Source organism: Meridianimarinicoccus zhengii, assembly GCF_003254465.1.
Lineage (GTDB): Bacteria > Pseudomonadota > Alphaproteobacteria > Rhodobacterales > Rhodobacteraceae > Meridianimarinicoccus > Meridianimarinicoccus zhengii.
Genome location: NZ_QDFI01000009.1, coordinates 1 through 17,386, shown reverse-complemented (window position 1 = coordinate 17,386; position 17,386 = coordinate 1). Strand labels below are relative to the sequence as shown.

General features: G+C 66.8%; 26 protein-coding genes. 18 read left to right on the top strand and 8 right to left on the bottom strand.

The genetic code is table 11. From position 1 onward, the window contains the following. Positions 1-4: 4 nt before the first annotated feature. The 7 genes from DDE13_RS04535 to DDE13_RS04505 all read right to left on the bottom strand — a co-directional run bounded on the left by DDE13_RS04535 (position 5) and on the right by DDE13_RS04505 (position 3,683). Positions 5-310 (bottom strand): hypothetical protein, encoded by a 306-nt coding sequence (locus tag DDE13_RS04535; RefSeq protein WP_111401920.1) that lies wholly within the window; start codon positions 308-310, stop codon positions 5-7. Then, complete coding sequence (locus tag DDE13_RS04530) at positions 307-1,320, bottom strand: hypothetical protein (protein ID WP_111401918.1); 1,014 nt, start codon at positions 1,318-1,320, stop codon at positions 307-309. The genes DDE13_RS04535 and DDE13_RS04530 overlap by 4 nt, the downstream gene beginning before the upstream one ends. 142 nt (positions 1,321-1,462) lie before the next feature. Continuing rightward, entirely contained in the window at positions 1,463-2,092 is a 630-nt protein-coding gene (locus DDE13_RS04525) for a hypothetical protein (protein WP_162630854.1), read from the bottom strand. Continuing rightward, positions 2,089-2,355, bottom strand: a complete 267-nt coding sequence (locus DDE13_RS04520; protein ID WP_111401914.1) for a hypothetical protein — start codon at positions 2,353-2,355, stop codon at positions 2,089-2,091. Before DDE13_RS04520 ends, DDE13_RS04525 begins: the two co-directional genes overlap by 4 nt. Beyond that, positions 2,352-2,729 (bottom strand): hypothetical protein, encoded by a 378-nt coding sequence (locus DDE13_RS04515; RefSeq protein ID WP_111401912.1) that lies wholly within the window; start codon positions 2,727-2,729, stop codon positions 2,352-2,354. Before DDE13_RS04515 ends, DDE13_RS04520 begins: the two co-directional genes overlap by 4 nt. 125 nt (positions 2,730-2,854) lie before the next feature. Continuing rightward, positions 2,855-3,151: a hypothetical protein gene (locus DDE13_RS04510; protein ID WP_111401910.1), complete on the bottom strand. Its 297-nt coding sequence runs from the start codon at positions 3,149-3,151 to the stop codon at positions 2,855-2,857. Between the two features lie 115 nt (positions 3,152-3,266). Next, positions 3,267-3,683: a hypothetical protein gene (locus DDE13_RS04505; protein ID WP_162630853.1), complete on the bottom strand. Its 417-nt coding sequence runs from the start codon at positions 3,681-3,683 to the stop codon at positions 3,267-3,269. 88 nt (positions 3,684-3,771) lie between these two features. Between DDE13_RS04505 and DDE13_RS04500 the strand changes: the two genes are divergently transcribed. Further along, on the top strand, positions 3,772-3,999 hold the full coding sequence (locus DDE13_RS04500) for a hypothetical protein (protein ID WP_111401906.1): 228 nt from the start codon (positions 3,772-3,774) through the stop codon (positions 3,997-3,999). 181 nt (positions 4,000-4,180) lie between these two features. Here the strand turns inward: DDE13_RS04500 and DDE13_RS04495 are convergent, their stop codons facing one another. Further along, positions 4,181-4,783: a BRCT domain-containing protein gene (locus tag DDE13_RS04495; protein ID WP_111401905.1), complete on the bottom strand. Its 603-nt coding sequence runs from the start codon at positions 4,781-4,783 to the stop codon at positions 4,181-4,183. 288 nt (positions 4,784-5,071) lie between these two features. Here DDE13_RS04495 and DDE13_RS04490 point away from each other — a divergent pair, with 288 nt between their 5' ends. The 17 genes from DDE13_RS04490 to DDE13_RS04410 all read left to right on the top strand — a co-directional run. After that, entirely contained in the window at positions 5,072-5,332 is a 261-nt protein-coding gene (locus DDE13_RS04490; protein WP_111401904.1) for a sigma-70 family RNA polymerase sigma factor, read from the top strand. Beyond that, the gene (locus DDE13_RS04485) at positions 5,329-5,547 is read left to right on the top strand and encodes a hypothetical protein (RefSeq protein WP_111401903.1); all 219 of its coding nucleotides are present in this window, start codon (positions 5,329-5,331) and stop codon (positions 5,545-5,547) included. Before DDE13_RS04490 ends, DDE13_RS04485 begins: the two co-directional genes overlap by 4 nt. Continuing rightward, positions 5,544-5,834, top strand: coding sequence for a hypothetical protein (locus DDE13_RS04480; RefSeq protein ID WP_111401901.1), 291 nt, complete (start codon positions 5,544-5,546; stop codon positions 5,832-5,834). The genes DDE13_RS04485 and DDE13_RS04480 overlap by 4 nt, the downstream gene beginning before the upstream one ends. Next, a complete protein-coding gene (locus DDE13_RS04475; RefSeq protein ID WP_111401899.1) occupies positions 5,827-6,240 on the top strand; it encodes an endodeoxyribonuclease RusA in 414 nt (137 codons plus the stop codon). The genes DDE13_RS04480 and DDE13_RS04475 overlap by 8 nt, the downstream gene beginning before the upstream one ends. Then, entirely contained in the window at positions 6,237-7,142 is a 906-nt protein-coding gene (locus tag DDE13_RS04470; RefSeq protein ID WP_111401897.1) for a helix-turn-helix domain-containing protein, read from the top strand. Before DDE13_RS04475 ends, DDE13_RS04470 begins: the two co-directional genes overlap by 4 nt. After that, complete coding sequence (locus tag DDE13_RS04465; protein ID WP_162630852.1) at positions 7,139-7,657, top strand: hypothetical protein; 519 nt, start codon at positions 7,139-7,141, stop codon at positions 7,655-7,657. Before DDE13_RS04470 ends, DDE13_RS04465 begins: the two co-directional genes overlap by 4 nt. Before the next feature lie 80 nt (positions 7,658-7,737). Further along, positions 7,738-8,076 carry a hypothetical protein gene (locus tag DDE13_RS04460; protein WP_111401893.1) on the top strand — a complete coding sequence of 113 codons (339 nt, stop codon included), beginning with the start codon at positions 7,738-7,740 and terminating at the stop codon, positions 8,074-8,076. Continuing rightward, positions 8,073-8,828, top strand: coding sequence for a glycoside hydrolase family 108 protein (locus DDE13_RS04455; protein ID WP_111401891.1), 756 nt, complete (start codon positions 8,073-8,075; stop codon positions 8,826-8,828). Before DDE13_RS04460 ends, DDE13_RS04455 begins: the two co-directional genes overlap by 4 nt. Next, positions 8,825-9,067, top strand: a complete 243-nt coding sequence (locus DDE13_RS04450) for a hypothetical protein (RefSeq protein WP_111401889.1) — start codon at positions 8,825-8,827, stop codon at positions 9,065-9,067. The genes DDE13_RS04455 and DDE13_RS04450 overlap by 4 nt, the downstream gene beginning before the upstream one ends. A gap of 284 nt (positions 9,068-9,351) precedes the next feature. Beyond that, positions 9,352-9,837 (top strand): terminase small subunit, encoded by a 486-nt coding sequence (locus DDE13_RS04445; protein WP_162630851.1) that lies wholly within the window; start codon positions 9,352-9,354, stop codon positions 9,835-9,837. Beyond that, entirely contained in the window at positions 9,834-11,690 is a 1,857-nt protein-coding gene (locus DDE13_RS04440) for a phage terminase large subunit family protein (protein WP_235868585.1), read from the top strand. Before DDE13_RS04445 ends, DDE13_RS04440 begins: the two co-directional genes overlap by 4 nt. Before the next feature lie 168 nt (positions 11,691-11,858). Next, positions 11,859-12,221: a hypothetical protein gene (locus DDE13_RS04435; protein WP_235868584.1), complete on the top strand. Its 363-nt coding sequence runs from the start codon at positions 11,859-11,861 to the stop codon at positions 12,219-12,221. Then, positions 12,221-13,759: a phage portal protein gene (locus tag DDE13_RS04430; protein ID WP_111401885.1), complete on the top strand. Its 1,539-nt coding sequence runs from the start codon at positions 12,221-12,223 to the stop codon at positions 13,757-13,759. Before DDE13_RS04435 ends, DDE13_RS04430 begins: the two co-directional genes overlap by 1 nt. Then, the gene (locus DDE13_RS04425; protein ID WP_111401883.1) at positions 13,692-15,815 is read left to right on the top strand and encodes a phage major capsid protein; all 2,124 of its coding nucleotides are present in this window, start codon (positions 13,692-13,694) and stop codon (positions 15,813-15,815) included. Before DDE13_RS04430 ends, DDE13_RS04425 begins: the two co-directional genes overlap by 68 nt. Before the next feature lie 33 nt (positions 15,816-15,848). Continuing rightward, complete coding sequence (locus DDE13_RS04420; protein WP_111401881.1) at positions 15,849-16,133, top strand: Rho termination factor N-terminal domain-containing protein; 285 nt, start codon at positions 15,849-15,851, stop codon at positions 16,131-16,133. A 1-nt stretch (position 16,134) separates the two neighbouring features. Then, positions 16,135-16,449, top strand: a complete 315-nt coding sequence (locus DDE13_RS04415; RefSeq protein WP_111401879.1) for a head-tail joining protein — start codon at positions 16,135-16,137, stop codon at positions 16,447-16,449. A gap of 10 nt (positions 16,450-16,459) precedes the next feature. Then, positions 16,460-17,386, top strand: a 927-nt coding sequence (locus DDE13_RS04410) for a hypothetical protein (RefSeq protein WP_162630850.1), incomplete at its 3' end; no start/stop codon positions are given.

Below are 17,386 nucleotides of genomic sequence, written 5' to 3'. Positions count from 1 at the left end.
GCGCTCATGACGCCACCTGCTGCGGACCGGTCCGTTCGGCCTCTGCCACGAAGCCCTGCCGCCATGCGCAGAACAGCGCAGCGTGGCGGGCCGGGTAGGGGTTGTCGCGCAGGCGGTGCCCGGCGCGGGCCGCCTGGCATCCCAGATCGAAGGCGCGGCGCGTGATCTCGTCCTCGATGATCCTGTGGCGGCGCGTGCAAGGCGTGGGCCCGTCCGGCGCGACTTGCGCCAGTTCGGCCTTCAGCCCCTTGTCCGTCAGGCGGCGCAGGCGGGTGCGCAGGGCGCGGTCGGTGGGGTGTGCGTGGGTCATGCGACGTCCTCCAGCAGCGTGTCGTCGGCGGGGGCACTCCCGGTATGGGCGGCGCAAAGAGGCAGGCCCCCGCCGGGGCTGCACGCGGGCAGCCCGTTCCGGACGCGCGGGGGCAGGCCGTGCCATGCGCGCCATGTGTCCAGCACCAGTTCCTTGGTCATCACGCGCATGCCGTGGCGGTGCGCGTGCATCGGGCGCGCGGCCTTGCCGTCATCGGCAAATCGGGCCTTCTCGCGCAGATAGAGCGCGCGATACTTGCCGTCGTTCGCCTTCATCAGCGGTTCGGTGACGACACCGTAAATCTGGCCCAGCCGCGCCGGACTGTAACCCAGCGTGATCCATTCCTCGGCGGTCAGCCCGCCCTTCATGCGCCAGGTCGATCCGGCGCGGCCGTTCATCGGGGCCAGCCCCAGCCGCTTCCACAGCTTCGCGGGGTTGGCGTAGTCCGACAGGTTCCCGGCCTCGCCCACGATGATCGCGAGCCCACGAGCCGAAAACCCGCGCGTTGCGGTGACCAGCGCCATGGCGGGCAGGTCGGCGGCAAGGCGTTCCATATCTTTCTCTGTCGCCTTGCGGCCTGCGCGAAAGGCCGCGAGCCCCTGCACGGCGATGGCGACGTGATCGACCAGCCCGGTCTGGCGGGCCAGCGCGGCGTCGTCGCCCGGGTCCTTTCCGGCCATCAGGTCGCGCACCAGCTTGTCGGCGCGGGTGTTCAGGCGCTTTCTTTCGGCTTCGGGCAGAGCGGCGTGCCAGCCGAGCATCCGGCGCGCCAGCGCCCCCAGGCGGCGTTCGATCGTGCCGATATCGGCGATGAAGGCGCGGCGGCGGACCTGAAGCTCCATCAGCGCGTCGCATGTCCCGGCAAGGGCACACCGCAATTGGGCGTCAACTGGGTCTTGGTCCTCGCCGGGATGGGGTTGCGCGGGGGCGCTGCTTGTCAGGGTGTCAACATTTTCGTGGCCCCCGCGCATGTCGTGGCCTGTGTCGGCCGTCTCGGGAATGTGGGTCATCGGGTGTCTCCGGTTGTGGGGTGTCCCGGCGGGGGCACCGAGAACTTGGGCGTCAATAGTTGAGCGGCCCTCGCCGGGATGTTGCTGCGCGGGGGCAGCCCGCAAAAGGGAGTCACAGTTTGGTTGGCCCCGCGCATCTCGGTCACGACGGGGCGGCGCGGCGCGCGGCCTCGGCGTCGTCAATCTGGTCGCCCACGGGGACGCGTTCCTTCAGCCCGGCGCAGATGCGTTCGATCGTGACGGCGTCGGATTTCGTCTTGTCCGCGTATTTCAACGCTTCGCCCGCCGTGACGGCGCGAAGGGGCTGGCCGTTCACGCGCATCACGTCCAGCAGCGCGACGCGCGCGGCCCCCGCCGCACCGGCCATCATGGCCCCCGACCGACGGGGCAATGAGTGAGTGGGCGACATGCTGTGCTTGGCCCGGCCGGTCGAAGTCGTGGTGGCCGCGCCAGTCGTGGCGGCGGGCCGATCCTGTGTGCCCGGCTTCATCGCGTCGGACTTGCGCAGGGTGACGCCATGGCGGCGCGCTTCGGACTCGGTGAAGCTGCGGCACAGGGCGCGCAGGAACTTGCGCTCGTCCAGCAGTTCGACCAGCAGCCGCGGTTCGTCGCGCACGGCGCGTTCCACCTTGTCCAGCGCGCGGTCGAGCGATCCGTTGGCCCCGTGCACCGCGTCGGCCACGATGCCGCGCAGCCGCAGGTGCCCGGCCAGCGGCGTGCCGCTGATCGCGCGCATAAGGTCGCGCCCGAATGTCGTGATGTGCCGGGTCATGCCGCACCGCCCGGCGCGGTGCCGTGCGTCCAGCCCCATGCGGCGAGCATCTCGCAGCCGAAGCGCGACCAGGTCGCGGCTTGGTCGGGGTGCAGGGCGGTTTCGATCAGTTCGGCCACGGCTGCTGCGCGGTCGTCCGGATCGGCGGTCGGGTCGACGGCCGTCTGTGCAAGATCGCGGCGGCGGACCAGTGACCCGGAAATCAGCGCAAGGCGGGCGCGCATGGCCGGGGTCTGGCGGAACGGGATAAGCTGCGCGGTCATGCATGCACCGCCTTTCCCAGTGCCGTGCGGACGGCGTTCTCCACGCCTGCCACGATGTCGGGCGGGTTCGGGCCGTTGCGGTCGTATTCGAAGAACAACCCGTTGAAGCCCGGCGCCGTGACCGAGATCATGCCCAGGCCTTTGTCATGCGCCCCAAGAAGGCGGAACATGGCGTCGGCCGACCACGCGAGCGCCTGGCACTGCGCCTTGTCGACCTCGGTGGCATCGCTGTGTGCCACGTCTTCGGCCCAGTCGCCGGCGGCGGCGGTCAGCTCGTCGATGTCAGGGCCTGCGGCAAGTGCTGTGCGCAGCATGTCCAGCGCAGTGCGCACCTGCGCGGCCGGGTCTGGGGTGAAATCGGTCTGTCGGCGCATCGGGGCCTCCCATCGGTGTGATGGGGGCAGTATGCACGCCAAAGCGTGCGGTGCAATCCCTTTTGCACGCCATAGCGTGCGGTTCACTCAGTCGATTGCGCCCAGCGCTCGAATCGCAGCCTATTTCAGCCGTCGGTGTCGTCGGTTACGTCGACCTGTGTGTCGCTGTTCGGGTTGCCGTCGTGGTCGCTTTCTTCATCGGTGCGACGCTGCGTATCGCTTTGAAAGCTGATCTGCGCGGCCACGATTCCCGCGGCGGCGAGGGTCGGCACGACATAGACCATCTTGTCCGTTAGCCATGCCGCCGTGTACGACGGCACCAGCACGATCCCAGCCTTGATCGCCGCAAGACGGACGCTGGCCGGCCAGGCGGTTGGCCACACGACGCGTGCACGACGGCGCATTATCAGGCTGCGCAGCATCGGCCCCGGCAGGTGGTTGCGCCTTCGGTTTGATTGACGTGCGCGCACGCCGGAGCGTATAAGAACATATTAAGAACACAGGGAGGCTTCATGGATGTTATCAGGGCCTTGGCAATTATGTCGAGCTTGTCCCCCGACCAGAAATCGGAGGCGCTTGCACGGATTCGAGATTTGACCTTTGATCACGGCCTTCCTGACCCATCGCAGCGATCTCTTCGAGAATCCCGACAGCATTCGGACGCAGGGAGTCGGGCAGACTCGAAATCAGCGCCATCAGATGACGATCTGTCTCGGTGAGCCGCTGCCCGATCATTACGTAGAGCATCTCCTCCTGATCGAGAGCCATCATGATTAGCCCGAATTTCTCGAGCGACATGTTGCGTTTGTTGCCCTTCATGAATTGCTGGACATAGTTGGTACCGCTCTTTGCGCGGGCGCTCAGCTCGCGCATCGAGTACCGATTCTCGTCGAGGCCCCGCTGAAGAACTTCGCGCAGCCGCGCCAGCATTTCTTCCGTTGCGTTCTTTGTCATGCTTAATCGCCTAGCACGTGACAGCGTGCGGCGAACGAACGTTATAGCGTGCGTTGACCTGCACGCTAAAGCGTGCAAGTTTCGCCCCATGATGATGCAAGACGATGATCTTCTGCCTCAGGTGGAACTGTTCCTTCGCGAGACCGGCATGTCCGCGTATCGCTTCGGGTTCTGCGCGGTGTCGAACGGTCGCCTGGTCGAGCGCCTGCGCCTGCGCCGTCGCATCTGGCCGGAAACGCGCGCCCGCGTGGAGCGGTTCATGGCCGATGAGCGCGCCCGTCGCGCGGCGCCGAGTGCGGATCGGGACGCGGCATGAGGCAGGGCGATGCTGTGAAGCCGTCATGGCGCGATCCGGCTTGTCGCACACGTATCGGTGCGCGATGGATTGGTGCAACATCCCCCTCGGCCGGGTCTGCCGCCTGTTGCCCTGACCCTGTCACGGCAGGGGCGTTTGAGGCGACGGTGGAAATCCCGACCGTGCCCGCAAGATGGGCGCGTCAGCCCAGAAATCCGCGCCAATGCGCCTCAGAGACGATCCGGACCGGCACACCGCCCTGCTTCATCTGCATCGCCTTCTCGATCTTGCGACCGTACGACGAGTGGATCCAGTCGTCGCTGGCGTATTCTCCGATCACCAGAAACGCCGTGTCCTTGCGCAGCGAGCCTGCGTCGCCGCCACGTTCGATGACAGCCTGTTCGCATTCCTTCCTTTTCCCGAAGACGAAAGCACCCGTGAACGTGAACCGGTGCCCGTCGAAGGCGATGTCCGGCGCGGGGTTGCACAAGGGAAGCGTGGTCGGCTTGAGCATTTCGCCTATGGCGAAGTCCGGGCCAGTGATGGCATGCAGCGCTTCGAGGACCTCGGCGCGCTCCTCCGGATCCACGATGCCGTCGGACAGGATGTCCTCGATCCGGAGCAACAGCTTTTCAAGCAGCGGGTTCGGTGTCGCCACGGTGGCCGCGACCAGCCACCGGTGGAGGAATTCGATCTCGGCGTCGGACAGGATGCCGTCGGCCACGAGGCCGCGTGCGATACCGACGAGTTCGGTGGTCTGGCGATCGTTCAGGCGGGCGGCGCTGTATTTCGAGAATTCGGACATCGGCAATTCCTTTCGTGATTCGATGCCTTCAGGGTCGCGCAGTCCCGTTCGGGCGCGCAACACTCTTGAGGTCCGACGCGACAGGCGCGGCGGGGTTCGCCATAGCCCGGTACGCGGTACCGCGGGGGCGCCGTCGCTGCGCACTGGCCCCCGCACATATCCCACACATCGAGATCACGTCCGCATGGCTCCTTCCTCCCGGTCGGTGGCGGTCGCGTGGGCCCCTGTCGTGAACCGCGCCGCAGACGCGCGGGCGGCAGGGGCATCCCATCTGAAAGGGCAGGGCACATGAGCCGGCATCCATCGCTGGAGGCGCGGGACGAACGCGATCTGCGCATCCTCGAGATGCACGTGGTGGAAGACCTTACCGCGCTCGAGATCGGCAATCGCATGGGCATGACCAGAAATTCTGTGCTTGGCGTCATGCACCGCATCCGGACGGCCGACGCGGTCGAGAGCGCCGAGATCGTGGGTGACACCTACACGCGCGGCGGCGGAACGCTGAACGGCGACTGGCACTGGTCGAGCCACGGGAGTGCGCTGCGATGACCGCCCAGCCCGTCCGCACCGGCCCGGTGACCGAGATGCCGCTGGACCCGTGGGTCGTTCGGGTCATGCCCGCGCACGAGGGCGGCCCTTGGCTGCAGATCGGGCAGCACGATGCCGGCGGCGCGTGGCGGCTGTTCGCCTCGATGCCGGTGACGCAGGGCCTGGGGGCGCAATTCAGCGCGCTGGGCGACGTGATCGAGGGGCTGGAGCCGTGAGCGCGCGCTGCCCGGTGCATGCCGCGCGCCTGTCGGCTCTGTCGCTGGCGATGGCCGCGCGCTGCGGGTCGTTCGATCTGCGCGAGCTCGAGGCGCTGCAGGACCGTATGCGCACGGTGGACGATACGCCACTACGCCATGCGATCGACGCGTTCGCCACGCGGATCGAGGTGGACGGCACAGGAGAGCTGGCCCTGCACGCGCTGGGCACGGAGCTGCTGGACGCGGTCGAGCGTGCCGCGAGGCCCGATCCCGTCGATGCGGGCAGGAAGGATATTCATGGCTGATCCGTCCGCAGTAGCGCCCGCGTGTCCCGTCTGCGCCCAGCGCGCGCCGCCGCTTGTGCGCGTGGTGCTGCCATGGCCGCCCAGCGCGCTGTCGCCGAATGCGCGCGTGGACCGTCGCGCGGTGTCCGGTCTGCGCAAGTCCTACAGGCACGACTGTGGGTGGCTGGCACGGAAGTTCGGGGCGCGGAACCTCGCGGGGCGGCGTTTGTCCGTGCACCTGCTGTTCCGTCCGCCCGACCGCCGGCGGCGCGACTGGGACAACCTGATCGCGACGATGAAGGCCGGTCTTGATGGTCTGGCCGACGCGCTGGGCGTCGATGACGCCGAATTCCGCCTGTCGATGGATATGGCCGCACCGGTGAAGAACGGCGCGGTGGACGTGACGATAACCGAGGTGCCTTCATGAGCCACGAGGCGACCAACTGGGCATTCAAGCAGCGCGGTCTGGGCCCGTCCGCCAAGCTGGTCCTCATGTACCTGGCGGATCATCACAACCCGTCCTACGGCTGTTTCCCGATGCAGGTGACGCTGGCGCACGAGTGCGAAATGAGCCGGTCGAGCATCAACAACCAGCTTGCGAAGCTGGAGGACATGGGGCTGATCCGGCGGGTTCGGCAGATCGATGATCGGACCGGCAAGCAGCTTGCGACCCGCTACATCTTGGGCTTCGAGAAAGAGTTCGCACAAGTCCCGTGTCCAGATGTTGGACACGGCGAAACCGGAACGGAAGAGGAACATGAGGGCGATCCGTGTCCAGATACTGGACATGGGTCCGTGTCCAAAATTTCGACATCCCCGTGTCCAAATTCGGGGCCATCCCGTGTCCAGAATTTGGACACTAACCCTGTAAGGGAACCTCTAAAAGAACCCGTAACGCGCGTGCCAGCGCGCGAGGGTGATTTTTCCTTCGACGATTTCTGGGAGGTCTATCCGAGGCCGGTGGAGCGGGCTGCTGCGGAAAGGGCGTGGCGCGATGCGATCAAGCGGGGCGCCGACCCGGCGGCGCTGGTCGCGGCAGCCGAGGCCCTGGCGAACGAGGACGTCGAGGAGCGGTTTCGCAAGAAGCCAGCCAACTGGCTGCGGGATGGCGGCTGGGCGGACGGCGGCGCGCCTGGCGCGACTTGCGCCTCGGGTCGGAGCGGGGCGCCCCCGGCGACGCTGCAGGAGCGGGCGGCGTTCTGGGCGGCCAAGATCCGGGCCGGTGTGTTCGTCGCGCCGTCGGCGATCGGGGGCGAATTGGCGCGGGCCATGATCGAGGGCGGGCATGTCGATCGTGCGGACCTGCGCAAGATCGGAGTGCACGCGTGATGGCGGGGAACGGCACCGGACGCACCGGCACCGCACTGGCGCGGCTGCCCAACAACGCACCGCATCCGGACGCGGAGTATGCCCGCAGCCTGCCAGCGCGCACGGCCTTCCCGCTTGCGGATTTCGCCGTTCGCGATGGGGCCGACGTCCGGCTTCCCGAGGTGGTCGAGGACATCGCCACGGTCATCGGCCGTCATGCCGCGATCCGCATGGTCGAGGCGGCGCGCCAGACAGGGGCCCGCCCAAGGCGGCGCCAGGTCTACATCCCGAAGCGCGTGCACGAAGCCCATCCGCTCGCGGCCATGATCGGCCTCAAGGCGGCGCGGGCGCTCTCCGTCACGCATGCGCACATGGTGGTCGAGCTGCCGCAATGCCGCGAACTCGTGCAGGCCTACGAGGCGTGGCTGGCGGCGCGCTGGCACGCGGAGGGCTGGACGGTGCCCGAGATCGCCGTGGAGTTGTGCCGTTCGGAGCGCGCCGTGGCGGCGATGATCCCGCCAGAGGCGAGCCGATGACCGGGTCTTTAGCACTGGACGCACGACACGAGAACGCGGCGCGGAGATCGAGGACATGGCGGAGTCTCATGACACCACCGATGATTGAAAGCAGCGATCGGGGCTTCACGATCAACAAGAGCCTTGGCTGGGGCATGTTGGTCACGATCGTCACGGCCGCCTTCTGGTTCGGCACCCGGGACGCGACGCAGAGCAGCGCCATCGAGGCGCAGACGAAGGCGCTCAACGCGCTGGCCGCTCGGCAGGCCGAGGATCGCCAGGATATCCGTTCGAACCGCGAGGAGTTGGCCGAGGTTCGCCGGGGATCGGTCCGCATGGAACAGCGGATGATCGCGATACAGGAAACGCAGGAAGAGGCAGCGCGGTCGCTCGAGGCGGTCGAGTCGTTCCTGCGGAGCTATCTGGGGGCGGCACAATGAAATCTCAGCGTTTCGAGGCCTGTGTCGGGATCGTGCTGGCGCATGAGGGCGGGTTCGTCGACCATCCGGATGATCCGGGTGGCGCCACGAACTTCGGGATCACGCATGGGACGCTGGCCGCCCATCGGGGCAGCGCAGTGAGCGTCCAGGACGTGCGCGAACTGACGCGCGCGGAAGCAAAGGCGATATATCATCGCAGCTACTGGAAGACCGTGCAGGGCGACGATCTGCCGGTTGGCATCGACCTCGTCGTGTTCGATTTTGGCGTCAATGCCGGCGTGGCCCGGTCCGTGAAGCTTTTGCAGCGGGTGCTGGGTGTCGACGCGGACGGCATTGCCGGGGAGATGACGCTTGCCGCCGCACGCGCGGCTGATCCGAGGGACGTGATCGTGCGGTTCGGCCAGGGCCGCATGGCGCATTACCGCGCCTTGAAGACCTGGTCGAAATTCGGACGCGGATGGACCCGCCGTACCGAGGGTGTCGAGCGGCAGGCGCTTTTGTTCGCATCGGGCGCCGAGACCGGGGCCGATGACATCGCGCCGATTGAGACGCCGAAGGCAGACGACAGGCCCAGCGTGAAATCCCAATTGCGCACAGAGCTGCGCAAGATCGTCACTGGCGGCGCCGGCATGGCGGCTTCCGTTCTTGCCGCCTCTGGAAGTGCCGCCCAGCCGGTGCAGTGGGCTCTGGCGGGCGTGATCGTGGCGGGTTTCGCTTACCTGATCTGGCGCACATGGGACGTGGAGGCATGATCGAATGGCTGATGGGCAAGAGGCGTTGGCGCTGGCTCGCGGCGATTGTCGGGTTTGCGGCGATGTTGCTGCGCGACAGGGGTATCCATCGCAAGGGGCGCAAGGATGAACGTCGCGACCAAAGGGTGGGGGACCTCGAGCGAGCCGAGGACATGCGGCGCAAGGCGGACGTGGCCCGGGCTGGTGGCGGCGGCGATGATGACGAGCAGCTGCGCGGATACGGGCGGCTCCGCGACTGAGGGGGCCATATGCGGAGAGCTTCGCGCAGACCTGCCGACATGGTCGACGCAGGACACCGCGCAGTCCCGCACAGAGGGCGCGGCCTTCCTTCGAACCTTCGATGCGCTGTGCGGCGTGTGAGGCGCGGCGAATGGGTCCTTCCGAGGGGCGGGGGGCATGCGGGTAGGGAACACCGCAGAATTTTATTTGTGCGAGGCCGCAGGTTGATCGGTCATTAGAACCCTGAGAGGCGCGCGCCATGTCTACCCGGAAGGGCCGGGGCCAGATCCTGAACCGCACCAGCATGGCCGACTACCTGGGCATCGCGATGCCGACGCTGGACGAATGGGTCCGAAGGGGCTGCCCGGTCCGCGAGCGCGGCGGCCGCGGAAAGCAGTGGAAGTTCAACAGCGCCGATGTGATCCGGTGGCGGGAACAGGACATCCGCGAAGAGCGCGCTGCGCTGTCCGCCAACGACCACTCGATCGACGAGCTGAAGAAGCGCAAGTTGGCGGCCGAGGCCGAGCTGGCCGAGCTCGACGCCGCCGAACGCCGTGGCGAAGTGATCCCGGCCGACCAGGTCGAACGGGGCTGGATGCTGATATCCGGTGAAGTCCGGGCGACCTTGCTGGGAGCATTTCCACCACGGCTGGCGCGCCGGCTCATCGGCGTCGACGGGGAAACCGCCATCAAGCGGATCGTCATCGAGGAGGTCGAGCTGGCGCTTCAGGTTCTGGCCGATGCGGATATCGACGAGGTCCTGGCGGCGGATGCGGAGCCTGCGGAGTGACCAGGTTCGACGCTCCGTGCCGTGCCGCGGTCGCGCGGGTGATGGCGCGCATGGCGCCGCCGCCCCGGCTTCTGCCGTCGGAATGGGCCGAGAGGTCCGTTTACGTGCCCGTGGGCAACGCCATCCCGGGCCTGATCCGGTTCGACAACGCACCGTACCAGCGCGAGCCGCTCGATATGACCATCAACCCGGACTGCCACCGGATCACGCTCATGTGGGGCGCTCAGGTGGGAAAGACGATGCTCGCACTATGCGCGCAGGCGTATCGGATAGAGCAGCGGCCGAGTTCGCAGATCATGATGCAGCCCTCGCAGGGCGACCTCGAGACATGGCTTGAGACCAAGTTCAATCCGCTCGTCGAGGCCAACGACAAGTTGCGCGCACTGATCGCGAAACCGCGCGGGCGCGATGGCGTGAACAACCAGAAAATGAAGTCCTATCCCGGCGGCTTCATCATGTTCTCGTGGTCGGGATCGCCGAAAACCATGCGCGGACGGTCCGCGCCTTTCGTCGTTTGCGACGAAACCGACGGCTATGACCGGACCCACGAAGGGCACCCGGTGGGGCTGCTGTGGCAGCGGGCCGCGACGTTCGGTGATCAACGCCTTCTGATGGAAATCAGCACGCCGACGATCAAGGGCGGCAGTTGGATCGAGGCCGCGCACGACCAGGGCGACGGGCGGCGCTTTCATGTGCCATGTCCGCATTGCGGCGTCGAACAGCCCCTCGACTGGGCGCAGGTGTGGTGGGGCAAGGATGAAGACGGCACGCATTTTCCTGAAACGGCCGGTTACATCTGCACCGGGTGCGGCGTGCTTTGGTCCGATCACGAGCGCATAGGCGCAATCCGGAAAGGCGCGTGGGTGGCGCAGCGGCCGTTTCGCGGGCACGCGTCCTACCATCTTTCCGAACTCTATAGCTGCTTTCGCGCTCTGAGCGACATCGCTCAATCGTTCCTGGACAAGAAGGCGGCGGGAGACTTGCAGACTTTCATCAACGTGTCGCTGGCCGAGACCTGGGAGGAAGAAGGCGACCAGGTCGAATCCTCGACCCTGATCGCACGCGCCGAAGCGTTCGCGGCGCCCGCGCCCACCGGCGTCGCGGTCATTACCGCGGGCGTCGACATGCAGGCCGATCGCCTCGAGGTGGAGGTCGTCGGCTGGGGGCTTGGCGAAGAGTCCTGGTCGATCGACTACCGCGTACTTTGGGGCGATCCGATGCGTCCCGAGGTATGGTCGGCGCTCGATGATCTTCTCGACGAAACATTCGAGCACGAGGCGGGCGCGAAGCTGGGCATCTCTGCGGCCTGCCTGGACACGGGCGGCACCGAAGGCATGACGCAGGCAGCCTATGAGTACGCCCGCGGTGGGGGGCGTCGCCGTCTTTTCGCGATCAAGGGTGTGGGGGGCTGGGGCCGTCCCGTTGTCGGGCCGCCGGCGCGCCGCCGCGGCCGCCGGGTGCGCGCCGTCGACATCTTCCCGGTCGGGGTCGATGAAGCGAAGATGATCGTCAGCCAGAGATGGCGCATCGAAGAACACGGCCCCGGGTATTGCCACGTGCCGCTCGACCGGTCGCCGGAATGGGCCGAGCAGGCCACGGCCGAGGCCCTGAGGCGGCGGGTCGTCAAGGGATTCACGCGGCGCGAATGGCACAAGACACGCGACCGCAACGAAGCGCTGGACTGTCGGGTCTACGCCTACGCTGCACTGAAGATCCTAAACCCGAACATACCGCGACTGCTGAAATCGCTGACGGCGGCACAGGCGCAGACGGACGCGCCAGAGGCGAAGACGGTGGAGCAGGGGCAGACTGTCCAGAAGCGCAAGTGGAAGCCGCGCGCGCGCCGCCGTTGATCGAGGGCCGTCTTGTCAGATTATTTTCCGAGCGAAGTGTCCGCCGGGTCCGATTTTTCGGCGCGTGTGCTGCTGCCGGAGCGTCCGGCGCCCTTGTGGACGGTCACGGCATTCCTGCGAGGTGTCATATCGATTGATATCCTCTCGATACCGGACGGCGCGGCGCACATGCTGGAAGCGGATGCGTCTGAAACCACGACGTGGCTTCCGGGCCGATACTGGTACGAGCTGCGCGCGACGGATGGATCGGACACCCTGACGGTCGCGCGTGGCGAGCTGACCATGCGCCACGACATGGCCCTTCAGGGCGCCGGGTATGACGGCCGCAATCACGCGCAGCGCGTGCTCGATGCGATCGAGGCCGTCATCGAAGGACGTGCGACGAAGGATCAGCAAAGCTACACGATCAATAATCGCCAGCTGGCGCTGACGCCCATCAAGGATCTTCTCATGCTGCGCGATCGGTATCGCGCGGAACTGCGCCAGAAGCGCGGCAAGGGCTATGGCCGCCGGATCAAGGTGGTCATGTGATGGCGGAGAAAACGACAGTCGGGCCACCCCGCAGTTTCCGCGCCGTGCGCAAGGCGATGCATCGCGCAGCTCGCGGGTTCATGGCCGCCCTGCCGGATCGGTTTTCCCAGAAGATGCCGACCGTCCCGGTGCCGATCGACGACATCGTTCGCCGTCATCAGAAGCCGCTTGTGGCCAGGGCGCGTCACCAGGCAATGAACAACGACTACATGCGAGCGTTCCTCCGCATGGCACGACAAAACGTCGTGGGTTCGCGCGGGGTGACGCTGCAGGCGCAGGCGCGGATGGCGAATGGCCGGTTGTCGCAGCGCGAGAACGACGCCATCGAGGCCGCCTGGCACCGCTGGACACGCAAAGGGCGATGCGAGGTCACTGGGCGGCACAGCTTCCGGATGATGCTGCACGGCGCTGTCGCGACGGCCGCGCGCGATGGCGAGATAATGATCCGGCTGGTCTATGCCGCGGATGCGTCAGAGGACGGTTTCGCAGTGCAGGTGCTCGACCCGCAGCGATGCCCCGTCGACCACGACCAGGACAACATGCGCGACGGCGCCTACATTCGCAGCGGCATCGAATACAACCGCTGGGGCCGCCCGGTCGCATACCTGTTCACCACGCTCGATACCAGCGAGGCGAACTATCACTACGGCGCCAAGGCTTTCGTGCGGGTGCCCGCCACGGAAATCATTCATGCCTTCGTCGAGGATTTCCCAGGGCAGCGCCGCGGCCTGCCTTGGGTGGCAACGTCGCTGTGGCGCATGGGCCAGCTTACGGAGTTCGAGAACGCGTCGCTGGTGAACGCGCGCGAAAGCGCCAACAAGCAGGGCTTCCTTGAATGGGAAGAGGGTCACGGTCCCGATCCCGATGACGACGAAGAGGTCCTCATCGAATCCGAAGCCGGTACCTACCACGAGCTGCCGGCGGGCCTGCGGTTCAAGGCGCATGATCCGACGTACCCGTCGGGTGAATTCGCGGTGTTCCACAAGGCGATGCTCCGCGGCGTCGCTTCGGGCATGGGCGTGGCCTACAACAACCTCGCCACGGACCTCGAGGGTGTGAACTTCTCGTCCATCCGGCAGGGGACGCTCGACGAGCGCGAACACTGGAAGGATCTGCAGGAGTGGCTGATCGAGTCCGTCGTGCATCCGATATACCTGGCGTGGCTTCGGCAGGCGCTGCTGCGTGGAAGGATCGTTGTCGGAAACACGCCCGCGCGGCCTGACAGGTTCGATCGCTTTTCCCGGGTGGCCTGGCAGGGCCGGCGCTGGGACTGGATTGACCCCGGAAAGGATGTGCGCGCGGCGATCGAGGCCAAGAACAACCTTTTCACGTCTCCGGGGCAGATCATCCGCGAGCGCGGCCACGATCCGCAAACCGTCTGGCGCGAGATCGCGGCCGACATCGACGCCATGCGCGATGCCGGCATTCCCGAGGCAATCATCAATTCGCTCATCAGCACAGGAGGCGGCAATGACCGACCGCAAGACGCAGGCAGCGCCGGAGCGGCCGGCGCAGCCAACGGAACCGGCGACGACTGATCGCCAGCACCCCGCGCACGGGATCGTCGGGCGGACGCTGACACGATCGGTCACGCCCGAGCAGATCAATCGCCGCGCCGAGGGCGGTCTGCGGCGGACCGGCTCGGTGCGCAGCATCGATCAGGCCGGCCGGACGGTCGAGGTCGCCTTTTCGTCGGAAACCGTGGTGGAGCGCTGGTTCGGCGACGAGGTGCTCGTGCACACGGCCGACGCGGTGCGGCTGGAGCGGTTGAACGACGGCGCGGCACTGCTCATGGATCACAACATGCGCGATCAGGTCGGCGTCGTGGAAGAGGCGCGGATCGATGGCGATGGAGTCGGACGGTGCCGCGTCCGTTTTTCGCAGAGCGCGCGCGCGTCCGAAATCTTCCAGGACGTGATTGACGGCATCCGCAGGCAGATTTCCGTCGGTTACCTCGTGCACACGATCGAGATCGAGGTTCGCGATGGCGAGCACGACCTGGTGCGCGTCACGGATTGGGAGCCCTACGAGGTGTCCTTCGTGTCGGTTGCGGCGGACCCGACTGTGGGTGTCGGGCGGTCCAGGAACGGCAGCGACGCGCCAGAGGCACCGAGAACTGACACGGGGCAGGGTGGCTCCACGAGCAATCCGGCGGGCAGCCCGCCCGAGGGACGTGCAAGCAGGAAAGGGCAGCACATGAAAACGCGCATCATGCGGAACGAGGCGGGCCAGCTGGTTCGCGCCAAGGTGGACGACGACGGCAGCATCGTCGAGACGATCGAGATCCTCGAAGAGGCGGGTGCGGAAACGCAGGCCGCGCGCACCGCCGCCCAGCAGGAAGAGCGCGCGCGTGTGTCCGAGCTGCGGCGCCTGGGCGAACAGTACAATGCCCCGGACCTTGCGCTCGAGATGATCGGGGACAGCCGTTCGGCAGAGGACATGCGCGAGGCCCTGCTCGAGCGCATGGCGCAGCGCACCGATGCCACGCTGTCGCGCAGCCACGATATCGGCATGTCGCAGCGCGAGACCCAGCGGTTCAGCTTCAACCGACTGATCCGCGCAATGGCCGAACCGACCAGCCGCGCGGCGCAGGAAGCGGCGCGCTTCGAGATGGAGGCGTGCGAGGCAGCCGCCCGCGAGGCGCCGAATGGCGGTAAGGGCTTTGTCGTGCCGACCGACGTGCTGCGCGCGCCGATGGCTCAGCAGCGGGCCCCGGTAAACACGACAGTGACCGGCACGAATCCCGGCGACACGGGTGGGTTCGCCATCGCGACGGACTATCTCGGCGGCTCGTTCATCGACATGCTGCGCAACCGCACCGTGTTCATGCGGCTGGCCCGTCCGATGCAAAATCTCGAGGGGAACGTTGAAATCCCCGGACAGTCCCTCGCGCCGTCGGGGTACTGGATCGCGAACGAAGACGACGAGTCGACGGAAGACACGTTCGACCTGCGCCAGATCGCGATGTCGCCCAAGACCGTCGCGGCATTCACTGAGCTCACGCGGCAGTTCATTCTTCAGACGTCGCTCGACGCCGAGGCGTTCACGCGGATGAACCTCGCGATCGCCATGGCCGAGACCATCGACCTCGCGGGCTTCTACGGCACCGGGTCCGGTGGACAGCCCAAGGGCATCGTGAACTACACCGGCGTCAATGCGGTCGATTTCGACGATGGATCGGGCGCGGACACCACGGACATGCCGACCTATGCGGACGTCGTGGAAATGGAGACCGCGATCGCGGCCGACAACGCGGACATTGGGTCGATGGCCTATGTGATGGGCGCGCCCATGCGAGGTCATTTCAAGACGACCGAGAAGTTTGCGGGCTCGAACGGCCAGACCATCTGGGAGCCGGGCAACACCGTGAACGGCTATGCGACGGAGATCACCAACCAGGTCGCCGCTGGCGATCTGTTCTTCGGCGCGTTCGCACAGGCCGCCGTCGGGATGTGGGGCGGCCTGGACCTTCTGGCCGACCCCTACACGCACAGCCGTCGCGGGCGCATCAGGGTCACGGCCTTCCAGTCCGTGGACATCGCGCTGCTGCACGAACAGGCCTTCGCGTACGGCACCGACGCAACCGCAACCTGATCGGCCTGATCGCCACGGCCAAGGAGACTGCCGATGCACATCAAGATCACTTCCGGCGTCATGATCGACGGTCGCATCGCCCGAAAGGGCGATGTGATCCCGGTGCCGCAGAGTGTCGCCCGCCGCCTGCTGGCACGGCGCAAGGCCATCGTCGTGGCGCATGACGAGATCGCCGAACCTGGTGAGGCGCGCGATCTTGGCGACATGACCGTGGCCGAACTGCGGGTACTCGCCGACGAGCGGGGTGTCGAGCTTGCCAATGGGGCGCGCAAGCCTGACATCATCGCCGCGCTGCGCGCACAGGCCGACGGCGTGTGACATGCATCCGCGCTTTGACGATCTGAGCGTGTTTCTCGATACGGGAGACTTCGCCATCGAAGCGCGGATCACATTGCGGGACGGGTCGCACCGCGACGTGTCCGCGATCTTCGACGATCCGTTTCTCGAGGCCGAGCTGGGCGAATACCGGCTGGACACGTCGCAGCCCCGCCTGACCTGCCGTGAATCCGATGTCTTCGACATCCAGCGTGGCGACATCGTTCAGGTTGGAAGCAGGATCTTCGACGTGATGACGGGCGCTCAGGCCGACGGCACGGGCATGGCGACGGTGAAGCTCGCGCCGCGCCACGAATAAGGAACCAGACATGCTGCGCACGCTGATCGCCACCATCAAGGATCCCGACGGCAGGCCAATCGGCAATGCCCAGGTCACGTTCACGCCCGTCAAACATCGGTGGGCATATTCCGGCTCGACGACGGTTGCGCCGGGTGCCGTAATCGCCGCCACGGATGCAAGCGGTCGGGTCTGGAAAGACGTCGCCGCCGGAGAGCCGCTGCAGCTTTTTGACGGCGAGTACGCGGTCGCCGTGGTCACCCCGCGCCGACGCTACCCTGGGTTTCGCACGACCAGTCCCGGCGACATGCTGTTTGAGCTGCCACAGGTCATCGGCGAGCTGGCCGACGTGACGCTGCCGGGTGGCGCGCCCGACGTGACCGTGAACGCCGCCGCGGTGATCACGGGTGCAACGGATTGGAGCGTGTCCGGCGCCGGGGCCAGCATCGACGATGTCGGCCGCGTGACCCTCACCGCCGAGGGCGTTGTCGACGTCAAGACAGAAACGATCATCGTGACCGGATCGAACAGTGAAGGCGAGGTCACCGTCTCGTTCCTCTATACTGTTGGCGAAAGCGCGCCGGCAGTGGTGACGCCCGGCCGCATCGAGATTGAGGACCTGGGCACGACCGTGCGGGCGACCTTCGTCGTGCCCGAGCTGTCGGGCGTGCCCGCGCCGGGCGACGTCCTCGCGGCGACGATCGACGGCGGTGTGCTGGCCGTGACCGACGGCGAGGCGATCATCCCGAAAGCGCTGGCGGCGCAGGCGCTGGCGGCGGTGTGGACCGTCACGAACACGGCGGGCGAGATCGAGACCGACCCTGTGACCGCGTCGGTTCCGGCCTACGAGGCGCCCGACGCGATGGCCGCCCCGGTGCCGGAGGTGCTGAGCGCCAGCGCGATCCGGTTCCCGCGGCCGGCGGCACCCGAGAATGGCGGCAACGCGATCACCGAGTAT